Genomic DNA, 14,981 nt, shown 5'->3' with positions numbered 1-14,981 from the left:
TATTTAACGGATGAAGTAGAAAGGAGAATAGGATTGATAAAAATTAATGGACTGCACAAACGATTTGGCGACCTTGAAGTTTTGAAGGGAATCGACCTGGAAATCGATCAAGGTAAAGTGGTCGTTGTCATCGGACCTTCAGGTTCTGGAAAAACGACTTTGCTTCGCTGTCTGAATATACTGGAAGTCCCTTCGGCTGGGAGTATTTCCATTGACGGCCAAACGATTGATTTTTCCAAACCTGTACCTAAGAAAGAAGTTGATTTAATCAGAAGAAAATCAGCAATGGTTTTCCAGCACTACAATCTTTTCCCTCATATGACGGCACTTCAGAACGTCATGGAAGGGCCGATGATCGTGCAACAGAAATCAAAAGAAGAAGCCCGTCAAAAAGCAACACAATTATTGACTAAAGTAGGGCTGGGAGACAAACTTGACTATTATCCACATCAGCTTTCTGGCGGACAACAGCAGCGTGTAGGGATTGCCAGAGCCCTTGCGCTAGAGCCAAAAGTAATGCTTTTCGATGAACCGACTTCTGCACTGGATCCCGAGCTCGTAGGGGAAGTACTGCAGGTCATGAAAGATCTCGCAGGGACGGGCATTACCATGGTCGTAGTTACCCATGAAATGCGGTTTGCAAACGATGTAGCATCTGAAGTTATCTTTATGGATCAAGGGAAGGTCGTCGAACGAAGCCAGCCGTCCGAGATGTTCACAAATCCTAAAGAAGAGCGGACACGACAGTTCCTGAATTTGATTCAATAATGAAAAGCCCTTTCCTCAATTCAGTGATTTATTGAGGTAGGGCTTTTATTATGATTCGGTGATGGGAAGTCTATTTTCCTGTTCTGTTCTTTCTACAGAGCGATCGAGCATCAACTGGTTCTTGCGTTGAGTAGTTATATGGTTAATTTTGAACTTGTGAACTTTTATTAGACCAAATTTTGGGGTTTCGATTGGTATTATACTACTTAATGCAACATTGATTTGGAGAAAAAAAAAGTAATGATAATCGATTTTTTAAGAGGGGGAGAGATAGAACTTCCCCATCCTCACACGTCGTTTTTAACGTTCTAAAGATGTGAGTATATAAAGAAGGCGGTGACTTTTGTCACCGCCTTCTTCTTTATTAGTTACGGAGTAGACTCTTCTGGTGTAGTTGGCTCTACAGGAGGAGTGATAATTACATCACTTCCGCCACCATTACCATCACCAGGGGCAGGCTGCTCAGGCTCTTCTCCCACTGGCTCCTCGGGAGGAAGAACTGGGATTACTGGATCTGGCGCATTCAAAGTAGTTATATTAGAAGCACCAGACTGTAGACCAGTGATATCTACTGTTACTACCACATATTGTCCAGGAGAAGTAATTTGATGACTATAGTTTTCCGCCTCGAGCTTAGTCGTTATAAGAACTCTGTTTCCATTCACCACTTGATATACACGATAACCAACTACATCATTAGAAGCTGATTTCGTCCAAGTCATTGTGTTTCCTGAAAGAGAGGTGACAACTGGAGCTGGTGGAGCACCGTCTGCCTCAAATACTTTTTCTGATACGACATTGCTAGCAAATGATGAGTCGTTCGGGAATAGCTTACTAGCGTCCCCACCAAAGCGACCAAGCATTCGTTTTATAAAACTCTCGCTTACTCCATGTCCACCTGCAACAACAAATTCACTTGGAGTAGAGTCCAATGAACGGTACTTACTTCCGTTGATGACTACGTAAGACGATGATACTAAACTATCATCAGCCTGAGTAGGCAACATCACCTTTGCATTAAATAAGTCAGATTTCACAAGACCTGCTTGTTCACATGCAGTAGAAGGTGCTAGACCAGAAATACCACAGAATGACCTAGATACCACTCCATCAGGTGCTTTGAAAGCGTTTGGTGCATCCACAAGCTCGGGGTTGATATCGTACATTGCATTCATCATATTGGACCAAAGTGTATTAATACGAACGCTTGGGTGTCCATAACGGTTGTTCATATGGAATAGCGTAAGCTTTTGCTCGTCATAACCTAGCCAGACACCTAAGGAAACATTAGGGTTATAGCCTATTAGCCACGAATCACTGTGTCCTTGTGTTGTACCAGTTTTTGCTCCAAAATCTGATTGGAATTTTAGACGAGAATTTGCTAATTTAGCTGTACCTTGTGTCATAACATCTCTTAAAATATCAGTCATAATGTAAGCTGTCTGTGGACTAAAAACATCGACAGGCTCTACTTTGTGCTGGTAAATAAGATTCCCTTCAACATCTTCTATCTTTTCAATCATATATGCATCAATGAACTGACCATTATTAGCAAAAGTTCCATATGCATTTGTAGTTTCTTCTATAGAAGCTCCTTTTTTCATACCACCAATAGAAAGTGCAAGGTTAGCATATTCATCTTCTTCAATGCTTTTGAAGCCCATTTTCATCATGAAATCAGTTGGCTTTTTATCCTTTATTTGATCGTAAAGTCTAATGGTCGATAAGTTTTGGGAGGTAGTAACTGCTTGTCGAGCTGAAATAATTCCTAACTCCTGAGCAGTTGTATAGTTAGTTGGTGCCCATTTGTTTCCGTTATCATTAATATTAAATTTAACATCTGCAAGGGGGCTTCCGGCTCCGATAATACCGTATTCAAGAGCAGGTGCATATACTACCAATGGTTTAATAGTAGAACCCATTGAGCGCACAGCCTGAGTAGCATGATTATATTGCTCTACATTATAATCACGTCCACCTAGGAAGGAAAGAATTCGACCGGTTCCGTTTTCAATCAGCATACTGCCGACTTGGACAGGAAAATCTTTTGTAATTGTTTCTCCAGTAGTAGGGTCCTTCACACTAATATTAGTATAAGTATGACCATAGGATTCAAATTCGTCCCTTACTTGAAGCATTTTCTCATACATATCTTTGTTGATAGTAGTATGAATACGATAGCCACCAGTGCTTGCAGCACGTTGAGCCATAATATTGTACTTCTCGATTAGAGGATCACCGTTTTCCAAGGCCTCTAAATCGACTCCATCCTTTTCAGCTAGCTGAACGCTTAAAATATCTCGTACTCTCTTTTCAATCTCAAAGGTTAACCAAGGATATTTTTCTTCTGGAAGAGCTTCCTTACTTCTAAAATCTTTTGTAATATCATAGTTAACAGAAGCTTCATATTCAGCTTCAGTTATGTAACCTGTTTCTTTCATACGATATAAAACAACCTTCATACGGTCAATTCCATGCTGTAACGATTCTCCTTCTTTTAAAACACCACCATTACTAAAAGGCGTATATTTGAATGGGGCTTGGGGAATCCCAGCAATGTATGCAGCTTGAGGAAGTGTAAGGTCTTTCGCCTTCACATTAAAAATTCCCTGTGCGGCAGTTTCAATACCAGCGATATTACGACCGTTAGCGTTTCTTCCATAAGGGATGATATTTAGATAGGCTTCTAATATTTCATCCTTAGACATAAATTCCTCTAATCGCATGGCTAAGAGAATTTCTTTTGCTTTTCTTTCATAAGAAACTTCATTTGTTAAAATTTGATTTTTAATCAGCTGTTGAGTAAGTGTTGAACCACCTGTTTGCGTATCTGAGTTTGTCATGTCTTGTAATAGACCACGGATGATTGCTTTAGGAACTATTCCATTATGAACTTTAAAATATTCATCCTCTGTTGCTAGGACTGCATCAATGACATATGGGGAGACATTCGATAATTTTGTTTCAGTTCTTTCTAAATCTGTTCTAAGTTTCCCTAAGTAGACATCTCCAGCGAAGTATATTTCTGAGGTTTCTTCATAATTAAACACAGCAGCTCGCATTTTTTCTTTTTCTCGTAAAGGTTCATCCTTTATTAAAGAAGTAAAATAACCTGCCCCAACAGAAGCGGCAAATATTCCAAGTGTTAGACCAACTACTAAAAATATTAAGCATAAGTTCCACACTACACTTGAAGATATACGCAATCTTCTTGCCCATTTGGTTGATTGCCAGGCATCTACTTTCTCTTTATATAAGTGGAATTTCTCCATCCATTTATTCATTAATTTCTCGACCTCCAAATCAACAATATTATATCATAGTCCTATATTATAGACGATAGTTATTGACATACGATTCAAATTAGGTAAAATAGGTATAACATTTAACGAAGAAAAGTCCGAAGTAGTGCTTATACATACTGTTTAGAGAGCTAACGGTTGGTGAAAGTTAGTCGGTGGTTAAGATGCGAATTACAGGCTTGGAGTTATACGTCGTCACAACGTTACATGTGAAAAAGCGGAAGGATTGTTCCTTCAAGCTGGGTGGTACCGCGCTAACTAATAAGCGTCCCTGCATGATTTTTATCATGCAGGGACTTTTTGTTTTTTGGCAATTAAATCAGTACTGCCTTTTCCAATAATAAGGAGGAGACAAAAATGACAAACTCATTAATTGAAGACCTGCAATGGAGAGGACTTTTGTATCAGCAAACTGATGCAGAAGGAATGGATGAGCTTCTATCCACTGAAAAAGTATCCTTATATTGTGGAGTTGACCCAACTGCAGACAGTATGCATATTGGTCACATTGTTCCGTTATTAACACTTCGCAGATTTCAAATGCATGGTCATCGTCCAATTCTTTTAGTCGGCGGAGCTACTGGAATGATTGGTGACCCGTCTGGTCGTTCAGAAGAAAGACAACTACAAACTACCGAACAAATTGATTTAAATGTTCAAGGGATTAAAAAGCAAATGGAACGTATTTTTGATTTCCAATCTGAAAATGGAGCACAGATGGTAAACAATCGCGAATGGATTGGACCTATGTCTGTTATCGAATTTTTAAGAGATTATGGAAAGCTTATTAATATCAATTATATGCTAGGGAAGGATTCTATTGCTTCACGCTTAGACTCAGGACTTTCCTTTACAGAGTTTGCCTATACATTAATTCAAGGAATCGATTTTAATCACTTATTCAATCATTATGGCTGCCGAGTTCAAGTGGGTGGATCAGATCAATGGGGCAATATTACGACTGGTTTAGAAATAATTCGTAAAACACATGAGGAAGAAACAAAGGCATTTGGCATTACGATTCCTTTAGTGACTAAAGCAGATGGTACTAAATTTGGTAAATCAGCTTCAGGTTCAGTTTGGTTAGATGCACAAAAAACATCTCCATATGAGTTCTACCAATTTTGGATAAATACAGCCGATTCAGATGTTATTAAATACTTGAAAATTTTTACTTTCCTTGAGAGAGAGGAAATCGAAGGATTAGAAGTAACTGTACAAAATGAGCCACATTTACGTAAAGCTCAAATGACTTTAGCAGAAGAAATGACTCGCTTGATACATGGTCAAGAGGCGTTGGATCAAGCGGTGAGAATTTCTCAAGCATTGTTTAGTGGAAACCTAAAGGCGCTTACAGCGGACGAAATGAAGGATGCTTTTAAGGATGTTCCATCGGTAGAAATGACAAAGGATGAAAAAAATATAGTTGATTTCATTGTAGAAGCAACTGTATCTCCATCTAAAAGACAAGCACGTGAAGATGTAACTAATGGTGCTATTTCTATAAATGGCGAAAAAATTACAGAAGTTGGATATGTTGTAGGGCAAGTGGACAGATTAGAAGATGAATTTATGATTATTAGAAGAGGTAAGAAAAACTATAAAATGATTAAATTTGTATAATATTTTAGTTGCTTCTCATACTAATGGGAAGCAATTTTTTTTGTTAAAAATTAGCCTTTTATACGATTTTTATTCAACTTTTTTAAAAACATGCCAAATATTTATGTTATATAGAAAAAGTTTCATGCTTTTCATTAAAAAGGTTAAATTTTGAACGTTTTAAAAAGTTTATATAAATAGTGGACAAAATAGGTGAAAATAAGTAACTATATAGTATAGAATAAGATTTAGGAACACTTCACCTAAAATAATTAAAATAAATTCTTATTATTTTTGAATATATTAGCTTTTAAAAAAGGGGGTTAGTAAACATGGAAGCGAAAAAATATATACTAAATCATTTCGATGATTTTTTTGTTATTCTTTTTGGGAAAAATGATAAAGCTGATAAGCTAGTTATTTTAAAAGAGAAGTTTACAATCGACGCAAAAGAAGGAGATCTTTTAGAGATTTCTATTAACGAAGATAAGACAGGATATGATTTTAAAATTATTCATGAGGAAGCCGATGATAAAAGACAAAGATTATTGGACTTAATCGAGAATATGGAAAAGAACTAAAAACCTTGAAGCTGATTTAGCTTCAAGGTTTTCTTTTTGAAAAATAATCTTTGGGGAAATAGATTAAAATAGTAAATTATTTAGTTGATTAAGTAGTGGGAAATCATAAATTATTAAAGGGAAATCTGGAAAGACATCGAATAGTAAATACATAATATACAAAGGTAGGAGGACACATATTGGGAACATCGTTATTAAATGGAGTAGAGGGAATTTTTATTCCTGTGAAGAATCCAGCTGTTTCAGCACAATGGTATGAAACCGTTCTAGGATTTAAGTTAAATTATATTGAAGAAGAAGCAGCTGTCATGAAAATATCGAATAATTCACCGACTGTCGTTTGTTTAGTTAAAGTAGAAAATTATACGCCTATGAAATTTCCTTCCAATAATTTTGGAGTGGGGAAATATGTTAACTTTATACCAGAAAATATTGAGAAACTTTACGATGAGCTAAAAAACAAAGGAATTGCAGTAAAACCCCTTGAAGGTGATGAGGAAAAGAAATACTTTACGTTTTTTGATCCGGATGGTAATCCACTTGGTGCTTGTCAGTAAAAGAGGAGGACAATTAAATGTATACAACTGTAAATGATGTAGAAGTTTACTATGAAATATACGGAGAAGGGACTCCTATTTTAATGCTTCATGGATTTTCACCAGATATGGAGTTGATGAAGGGTTGCATGGAGCCGTTTTTTCAAAAAACTAGAAGATCTTATAAAAGGATATACATAGATTTACCGGGGATGGGAAAATCAAAACAATTTGCTCATCTAAACAATACAGATGATTTAATGGAAGTAGTTATTGGTTTTATAGAGAAGGAAATGCAAAATGAGCCATTTTTAATTGCAGGAGAGTCATACGGTGGCTATTTAGCTCGTGGAGTTATTGCCAAAAATAGGTTTCCTATTCTAGGTGCTTTCTTTATTTGTCCTGTTATTAATGCAAACCATGATCAAAGGACACTTCCTGTTAAAAATATAGCAGAAAGAGACGAATGTTTCTTTAAAAAATTGTCTAGTAATATACAAAAAGAGTTCGAGAATAACTGTGTAGTATTAAACGAACTAACATTTAATCGATGGACTGAAGAGGTTGTTGCAGGAATGAAGCGAGGGGATGTAGCGTTTTTACAGAAAATCGCCGGTAACTATGCCTTTAGTAATTGGTTTGAAGAGCCACAATTTAATAATCCTGCTGTGTTTTTACTTGGAAGGCAGGATGACGTGGTAGGTTATCAGGATGCACTAGACTTAAAAGAAAATTTTCCTAGCGCATCCTTTGCAATTTTAAGTGGGGCTGGTCATAATTTACAAATTGAAAGGCCTGTTCTATTTAATGCTTATTTAACCGATTGGTTGAATCGTTGTGAACAAAATAAATGATCTTTTGTTACATAAGTACGCTACAGAAAGATGTGACTGACTTATATGCATGAATTATTAAAAGGTGTTATAGATGACCCATGGTGGTTAATGCCAAAAAGTATGTCGGAAAGTTTAAATAAGGAGTTAACAAAAGAACTTTCGCCAAGCCACCAACTCTATGGAAAATTTGCTGTAGCAGTAGCTCGAAGAGCCGATAATGATGATGTGATATTTTGGATAGATGAGCTAAATAAGTATGCGGTAATTCATTTAACGTATTCAAAAGAAACTTCAAGTGAATTCCCAATTACTACACTATACACGTTGAGTGAGCTGGAAAAACACTGTAGAAATATATCGTCCATTGATTAAAGAAAAGGCAACTTTATATTGTGAGCTATTATATATTGCTCTTTTTTATAACTTAACTAAAGAGGTTACTGCAAATTAAGGAGTTTAAGTTTAAGAATGAATAATGAATTTAATATACAAAAGCAGTTTTATAGGATCTATAAAGGATATATTACTGTATCTGAATTTGAAGAATGGCTTTATAAAACAAAAGAAATAGAAAGTATTTATGGCTCTAATTTTTACTTTGATTTACTTGATTTGAATTATAGAAAGAAATACATAAAAAATGAATTATTGAATCTTATCGAGACGAAAATTCCGTTTTATGCATTTGAACAGGAACGAATCATGTCACTCTTGGAAAGCATAATAAAAGAAAAGAATGACTTAGTAGATATTTTAGAACAATTATATGAGGATTATTGTAGTGGATACACATTTCTACGATATTTAGGTCTTACCTATATTACTGGAATTGATGCCATTCCCAAGGTAGAACAAAAAGATGAATGGGATAAAAATGAATTTGACCGTAAAAGAGAACTACTTAATAGTATTAAGCCCAAGGTTAGTAATGAAGCTATGCGATTATTATCTTTTTTTCAAAAAGGTTTGATAAAGATAACGGAGGAAAATGATTATAGCGATTATCGAAGGGAGGGAGATCGAATAGAGCTTAATAATATTGAAGGGATGTTTAAAGAATAAATTTAGGACACTAACTCAAGAATAGCTACGAAAGTGTAGGTATTTTTAATTGAATTCCTTAAACTTCCTTGCAAATTGATGAAGTATAGAGAGGGTAAAGCTTTGTAAAAAAACTAGACAACCAAGATTGTCTAGTTTTTTTCATTGATAATCTTTTATTTATTAAAAATATCTTCGATTTCATCTAACATAATATTAGCTGCTAAAACTCCACCTGCTGTATTCCAAATAGCATCACTTACTTCATGAACATTTCCGCTTTTAACAGCATTTAAATTATTCCAAAGAGGATCGTTTGTCCATTCCTTTGCGGTATCTAGGGCAGCTTTATCACCTTGTGGTGCATATGTGAAGTAGAATAGTACGTCGCCGTCCATTTTAGGAATAACTTCTTTGCCTACTTCTATAGCTAAATTCCCAAGCTTGTTATCAGCAGTAAAAAGTTCGGTTTGTTGTGAAGCACGTTTAAATCCTAATTCTTCAAAAATTACGCCGGAGAAAGAATCAGTATAATAAATTCTAGATTGGCCTGCCATGAAGCGTACAATAGAAATTTCTTGATCAGTTTTATCCCCAAGACTCTGTTTTACTTCATCTAGATGTGCGTCAAACTGACTTAATACTTCATTGCCTTTTTCTTCAAGGTTTAACGCTTTAGCATATAATTTAAAGTTTTCTTTCCAATCGCCTCGTAAAGTATCAGAAAATACAGTTGGGGCAATTGCACTTAGTTGATCGTATACAGCTTCTTGACGCACTTTGGTTCCTATAATTAAATCAGGTTTTAATGCTGCTATCTTTTCTAAATTTACCTCTTGCTCTACTCCTACAACTTCTACGTCCTTCATCTCGTCACTGATGTGGTCGTACCAAGGATCTCCAAGCCAAGATTGAACAGCACCAACTGGTTTCACTCCTAAAGAGAGCAGGGCTTCCGTGCCTTCGTTAGTAAGAATTACAATCTTTTCAGGTGTTTTTTTGAGTGTAGTACTACCCATTGCATGTTCTACTGTGTAGCTAGTGTCGTCTTGTTTTTCTTTACCAGTTGTAGTATCTTCTTCTGTTTGCCCACAAGCTGCTAATAGCAATAAAGAAAATATAGAAATAATAGCGAAAAAAGGTTTTATTTTATTCAATTAGCTTACCTCCTAAAGTTAAATATTAATGATAATCATTTTCAATACAAACCTTATAATAGTTCTCTTGTAAACTTATGTCAATATGAAAATGAAAATGATTCTCAAACTCATTGACACTCTATATAACATGCAATAGACTAGAGGTAAATAGTGTAAATTTACGGATAATAGAAAGGTTACTTTTATGTTATTAAAAACGAACGGACAAAGACTAGTGGGATTAATTATTGTCATTTCTATACTAGTCTTCTTAATGTGTGCAAGTGTTATTTATGGATATACACAGACATCTTGGAAAATGGTGCTAGATGCTTTTCAAAATAATAATGGTTCAAACGAACATATTGTAATTGAAACAGTTAGACTCCCAAGAGCTCTAATCGCTGCAGCTGTTGGAAGTAGCTTAGCTATTTCTGGCGTTTTAATGCAAACTCTAACGAAAAATCCGCTTGCATCGCCTGGGATTTTTGGCATTAACGCTGGAGCAGGGTTTGCAGTAGTTTTAGCAGTAACTCTTTTCTCAGTAACTAATCTTCAAGCATTCGCTTGGATTTCTTTTTCAGGAGCTGCTGTGGCAGCAATTGCAGTATATACAATCGGTTCTGCAGGAAGAGAAGGACTTACACCAATGAAGTTAACTTTAGCTGGAGCAGCTATGTCAGCTATGTTTGCTTCTTTTACCCAAGGATTTCTTGTCATTAATGAGGCTGCTTTTGAGCAGGTGTTATTTTGGTTAGCTGGATCAGTTGAAGGTAGAAAGATGGAAATTTTATTAAATGTTTTTCCATATTTACTGTTAGGTTGGATAGGATCTTTTATTATAGCTTCTAAAATGAATGTTTTATCTATGGGAGAAGATGTTGCCAAAGGTCTAGGAGTAAACACTGGATTTTTAAAAATAATAGTTGCTATTATCGTTATACTCTTAGCTGGAGGATCTGTAGCTATCGCTGGACCAATTGGCTTTATTGGAATTGTTATTCCCCATCTAACTAGATATATCGTTGGTATCGATCATCGTTGGCTTATACCTTTTTCAGGTCTTCTAGGAGGAATTTTGTTGTTGGTTGCAGATATATTCGCCAGATATATCATCATGCCTCAAGAAGTTCCAGTAGGAGTTATGACTGCTATCATAGGGACTCCATTCTTCATTTACATTGCAAGAAAGGGGTTTAATGCACGATGAATCAATATAAAAATTTTAGAGTGTTTAAAGGAAAAGTATCCTTTCTATTAGATAAAAAAGCTATATTCATATTAATGAGTCTCCTAGTAATTACAGGAATTGTTTTTATCGTAAGCACAGGTTTAGGTGATATGAAATTAAGCCCCTTAACCGTTCTGAGTGTTTTTTTTGGTGGTGGAAGCGATTTGGAACAACTTGTAGTTCAATCCTTTCGTTTGCCTAGAATTATTGTCGCATTAATGGTGGGGATTGCTTTAGCGGTAGCTGGTGGCATCCTTCAAGGGATGATTCGAAATCCTTTGGCATCGCCTGATATTTTAGGGATAACAGGCGGTGCATCTGTGGCCGTTGTTAGTTTTTTAACTTTATTCAGTGATACAAATAATTCTCTGACAGTAAGTATTAAATGGTTACCTCTCGCAGCGTTTGTTGGCGCAGTGGTCATTGCACTACTTGTATATTTTCTTGCGTGGAAAAATGGCGTATCACCTATAAGAATAGTACTTATCGGTATAGGGATATCTGCGCTCATGCAAGCATTAACTACATTGATGATGATTATGGGACCGATTTATAGAGCAAGTCAGGCGAATATATGGATAACTGGCACAGTTTATGGTTCTAGTTGGAATAATGTTGCTATATTAGTTCCATGGACGATTATTTTTATAGCTATTGCTTTTTTTATGGTTAAAAATATAAATATTTTAGAGCTTGGAGATGACATAGCTACTGGAGTAGGGGGACGCATTCAACGCCACCGTTTCGTTCTATTATTAATAAGTACTGCTCTTGTAGGAGGGGCTGTAGCTTTTGCAGGTGGTATTGGTTTCGTCGGTTTGATGGCTCCACATATGGCAAGAAGGTTAGTAGGCTCTTCATTTGGAGCACTTTTGCCTGTATCTGCATTAATAGGTGGAATCCTAGTCATGCTGGCTGATCTAATTGGAAGAACGATGTTTTCTCCCTTGGAAATTCCTGCAGGTGTATTTACGGCAGGAATAGGAGCACCTTATTTTATTTACTTATTGTTTAAAACTAGGAATGCTTAAATGTGAAGGAGTGTATTGAAATGAAACAAGTGATTGAGACACAAAATTTAACCCTTTCTTATGGGGAAAGTATTATTATAGATGATTTAAATCTTCAAATACCAAAAGGGGAAATTACTGTTTTCATCGGTGGAAACGGGTGTGGGAAATCAACACTTCTTCGTTCAATTGCTCGTTTGTTAAAGCCAAAAAATGGCGCAGTATTGCTTGAAGGTAGTGCAATATCTAAAATGTCCACTAAGGATGTTGCTAAACAAATGTCTATTCTTCCACAATCGCCAATTGCGCCTGAGGGATTAACGGTTCTACAGTTAGTGAAGCAAGGAAGATATCCTTACCAAACATGGTTAAAACAATGGACAGAGGAAGATGAAGAAAAAGTAAAAAATGCTTTAAAAGCAACTGGTATTGAAGACCTCAAAGATCGACCGGTGGATTCTTTATCCGGGGGGCAACGGCAAAGAGCATGGATTGCCATGACTTTAGCTCAAGATACAGATATTATCCTACTGGATGAGCCAACTACTTATCTTGATATGACACATCAAATTGAAATTCTTGATTTGCTTTATGAACTAAATGAAAATGAGAAACGAACGATTGTAATGGTACTACATGATATCAATTTGGCATGCAGATATGCGGATAATATAGTAGCGATTAAGGACCGGGAAATATATGCTCAGGGTAAACCAGAGCATATTATAAGCTGTCCTTTAGTAAAAAATGTGTTTGGTATGGATTGTCAGATTACAAAAGATCCGCTGTTTGGTACGCCATTATGTATTCCATTTGGTAAGGGAAGATGCATTCTGCAGGAAGTAGAAGTCTAATCGGATCTGAGTCTCGATATCGATAAACTTCAGAACAATGTTTTCTTATCTTTTTATATGAAACATTTGACTCCTTAGAACTAAAGATAGCAACTAACTTTGACTTCCTTACTTCTTCTTTCATCAACAAGATGTGCAAGCCTCCCGTGGAAACTTACATGCATAGCTTGGAGATTGTTTAGCAGTGACAAAGATAGGGTTACTGTTTATATAACTATTTATCGGTGAATTCGTTAGAAATTGGTGAAGTTTGACCATTCGATATTGGAGCATTAGACATATCTTCAGCTACAGGGAGTCTTTCATTTTTAGTTTTAGGTAGACTAGATTTCTCGTCTACAGTATTGTTTTTTAACAAAGCAATTTTAAATTTGGATGGAGTTTCATACTTAAGAACAGTAGACTTTTTGATGTACAAACTGCCACCGCCCTCATAATAACCACCATCATGTCCACTGAAGGAATAGACTCTAAACTCTTCTCCCCCTATAGGCCAATGACTGTGTCTTAGTATGCCTTCATGATCCTTCTGATAAAGCTGTGTTGTACATAACACAGTCACTTTACCAATTTGTCCATTTCGTGATTCAGTTTTTCCCCACATCACTTTTGTTGATGCTTCTGCTAATATTGCAGTTGTTATTAACAAAGCTGGAAATATTAAAGCAGCTATTATTAGATTTTTCATATGTATTCGCTTACCTCCAATATAAATCAATAATTATATCGGTATAATATGTTAATTTTGTTACTAAAAATAAATAGTGTTACCAACATTTCATGTAAAACCTCTTCATGACATGTGTCATCTTATACTCCTGACTGTTGTGAATGTTAGTGACTGTCGTTTTTCTTTATATTTTATCTAGGGGCATGAGCTCATACTTAAAATGAAAGAGGGATTTCTGATGACAAGTGAAAGACTGCGCTTTATCGATATTCTCCGAGGCTTTGCAGTGCTTGGAACGCTGGGAACTAATATTTGGATTTTTGCTTATTTGGGAGACCTATCTTATATAACGACTGCTAACTTTACCGAATGGTGGGTATTAGAGGACTTTTTACGAATGGTAGTGCTCTTTATTGTTAATGGGAAACTTCTCGGATTACTTACGATTATGTTTGGAGTAGGATTAGAGATGAAATATCAGCAGGCAATCAGGAAGGGTAATGCCTGGCCTGGTGTATATATATGGACTTTATTGTTTTTACTCTTAGAAGGGTTTATTCATTTTAATCTAGTAATGGAATATGACATTTTGATGAGCTATGCCGTAACTGGATTAATCGTTGCTCTTGTTCTAAAAAGAGGAGATACCTTTATAAAAAAAATAATGATTGGAGTTGGTAGTTTTCATGCGATAATTGTTCTATTGATCTTAGTGGGAGCACTAGTAGGGGTCGTAAACATGTCCTTAGGTTCATATGAAGGAGCTGCACTCTATGAAAGTGGTACATGGCTAAAACAGGTTGAAAATCGTTTATTTAATTTTGTTTATTATAGATTAGAAGCTATTTTGATAGTACCGATGAACATATGCTTGTTTTTGTTAGGAGTATTCCTTATGCGTTCAGGAGTATTTTCAAAAACAGAGAAGGGCAAAAGTCAGCGTAAAAAACTGTTTCAAATAGGGATGTATATAGGTGTTCCGTTAAATCTTCTTATTTTTATACCAGGAGGAGCATTTGATTTACCTGTTCGTTATTTATTCGCACCAATTATGTCTCTTGGCTATATAGGATTATTTGGTATATTAATAGAATATAGAAAGTTTGAGTGGCTTTGGTCTCGATTTGAAGAGGTTGGGAAAATGTCACTAAGCTGCTATGTATCACAGAATCTCATAGCTTCTATTGTATTTTATGGCTGGGGTCTAGGATTAGGCGGGAAATTAGGAAGTTTATCTATCATTACAATTTGGCTCAGTATTACTCTATTTCAATTTCTATTTGCCTATTTTTGTATAAGGAAGCTACACACTGGACCGTTAGAGTGGATGAGAAGAAAAGCGGTAGCGATAGTCTCTAAATAACTTAAATAATTGAGGTGATCAATATAAAATTTTATCCAAAGGATCAAG

Annotated in this window: 14 protein-coding genes and 1 other annotated feature; of the genes, 11 read left to right on the top strand and 3 right to left on the bottom strand. The window is 35.8% G+C overall.

Annotated elements, in window-relative coordinates; all coding sequences use genetic code 11:
• Positions 1-33: 33 nt before the first annotated feature.
• Positions 34-768 carry an ATP-binding cassette domain-containing protein gene (locus MHB55_RS13930; RefSeq protein WP_144535298.1) on the top strand — a complete coding sequence of 245 codons (735 nt, stop codon included), beginning with the start codon at positions 34-36 and terminating at the stop codon, positions 766-768.
• A gap of 368 nt (positions 769-1,136) precedes the next feature.
• Here the strand turns inward: MHB55_RS13930 and MHB55_RS13925 are convergent, their stop codons facing one another.
• Positions 1,137-4,052 (bottom strand): transglycosylase domain-containing protein, encoded by a 2,916-nt coding sequence (locus MHB55_RS13925; protein WP_340863448.1) that lies wholly within the window; start codon positions 4,050-4,052, stop codon positions 1,137-1,139.
• Between the two features lie 98 nt (positions 4,053-4,150).
• Positions 4,151-4,346: a binding site (T-box leader), on the top strand.
• Between the two features lie 81 nt (positions 4,347-4,427).
• Between MHB55_RS13925 and tyrS the strand changes: the two genes are divergently transcribed.
• The 6 genes from tyrS to MHB55_RS13895 all read left to right on the top strand — a co-directional run bounded on the left by tyrS (position 4,428) and on the right by MHB55_RS13895 (position 8,687).
• The gene (gene tyrS / locus MHB55_RS13920; protein WP_144535302.1) at positions 4,428-5,693 is read left to right on the top strand and encodes a tyrosine--tRNA ligase; all 1,266 of its coding nucleotides are present in this window, start codon (positions 4,428-4,430) and stop codon (positions 5,691-5,693) included.
• A 311-nt stretch (positions 5,694-6,004) separates the two neighbouring features.
• The gene (locus tag MHB55_RS13915) at positions 6,005-6,253 is read left to right on the top strand and encodes a DUF3006 family protein (protein ID WP_144535304.1); all 249 of its coding nucleotides are present in this window, start codon (positions 6,005-6,007) and stop codon (positions 6,251-6,253) included.
• Between the two features lie 179 nt (positions 6,254-6,432).
• Positions 6,433-6,810, top strand: coding sequence for a VOC family protein (locus tag MHB55_RS13910; RefSeq protein WP_144535306.1), 378 nt, complete (start codon positions 6,433-6,435; stop codon positions 6,808-6,810).
• 17 nt (positions 6,811-6,827) lie between these two features.
• The gene (locus MHB55_RS13905) at positions 6,828-7,643 is read left to right on the top strand and encodes an alpha/beta fold hydrolase (RefSeq protein WP_340863447.1); all 816 of its coding nucleotides are present in this window, start codon (positions 6,828-6,830) and stop codon (positions 7,641-7,643) included.
• A 45-nt stretch (positions 7,644-7,688) separates the two neighbouring features.
• The gene (locus MHB55_RS13900) at positions 7,689-7,997 is read left to right on the top strand and encodes a hypothetical protein (RefSeq protein ID WP_340863446.1); all 309 of its coding nucleotides are present in this window, start codon (positions 7,689-7,691) and stop codon (positions 7,995-7,997) included.
• Between the two features lie 96 nt (positions 7,998-8,093).
• A complete protein-coding gene (locus MHB55_RS13895) occupies positions 8,094-8,687 on the top strand; it encodes a hypothetical protein (RefSeq protein WP_340863445.1) in 594 nt (197 codons plus the stop codon).
• Between the two features lie 155 nt (positions 8,688-8,842).
• Here MHB55_RS13895 and MHB55_RS13890 read toward each other — a convergent pair whose 3' ends face one another.
• A complete protein-coding gene (locus MHB55_RS13890; RefSeq protein WP_186318031.1) occupies positions 8,843-9,823 on the bottom strand; it encodes an ABC transporter substrate-binding protein in 981 nt (326 codons plus the stop codon).
• Positions 9,824-10,010: 187 nt separating this feature from the next.
• Here MHB55_RS13890 and MHB55_RS13885 point away from each other — a divergent pair, with 187 nt between their 5' ends.
• From MHB55_RS13885 to MHB55_RS13875, 3 genes are read left to right on the top strand one after another with little or no spacing between them, the layout of a single operon-like run.
• Entirely contained in the window at positions 10,011-11,015 is a 1,005-nt protein-coding gene (locus MHB55_RS13885; RefSeq protein ID WP_154310336.1) for a FecCD family ABC transporter permease, read from the top strand.
• Complete coding sequence (locus MHB55_RS13880; RefSeq protein ID WP_151113504.1) at positions 11,012-12,067, top strand: FecCD family ABC transporter permease; 1,056 nt, start codon at positions 11,012-11,014, stop codon at positions 12,065-12,067. The genes MHB55_RS13885 and MHB55_RS13880 overlap by 4 nt, the downstream gene beginning before the upstream one ends.
• Before the next feature lie 20 nt (positions 12,068-12,087).
• Positions 12,088-12,900, top strand: a complete 813-nt coding sequence (locus tag MHB55_RS13875) for an ABC transporter ATP-binding protein (protein WP_154310341.1) — start codon at positions 12,088-12,090, stop codon at positions 12,898-12,900.
• Positions 12,901-13,114: 214 nt separating this feature from the next.
• Here MHB55_RS13875 and MHB55_RS13870 read toward each other — a convergent pair whose 3' ends face one another.
• Positions 13,115-13,588 (bottom strand): hypothetical protein, encoded by a 474-nt coding sequence (locus MHB55_RS13870; protein WP_340863444.1) that lies wholly within the window; start codon positions 13,586-13,588, stop codon positions 13,115-13,117.
• A 220-nt stretch (positions 13,589-13,808) separates the two neighbouring features.
• Between MHB55_RS13870 and MHB55_RS13865 the strand changes: the two genes are divergently transcribed.
• Entirely contained in the window at positions 13,809-14,933 is a 1,125-nt protein-coding gene (locus MHB55_RS13865) for a DUF418 domain-containing protein (RefSeq protein WP_340863443.1), read from the top strand.
• The last annotated feature ends 48 nt before the right edge of the window (positions 14,934-14,981 follow it).

Source organism: Psychrobacillus sp. FSL K6-1267 (genome assembly GCF_038003265.1).
Classification (GTDB): Bacteria; Bacillota; Bacilli; order Bacillales_A; family Planococcaceae; genus Psychrobacillus; species Psychrobacillus faecigallinarum.
The sequence above is the reverse complement of the archived record's forward strand: the minus strand, read 5'-3'. Positions and strand labels throughout refer to the sequence as shown.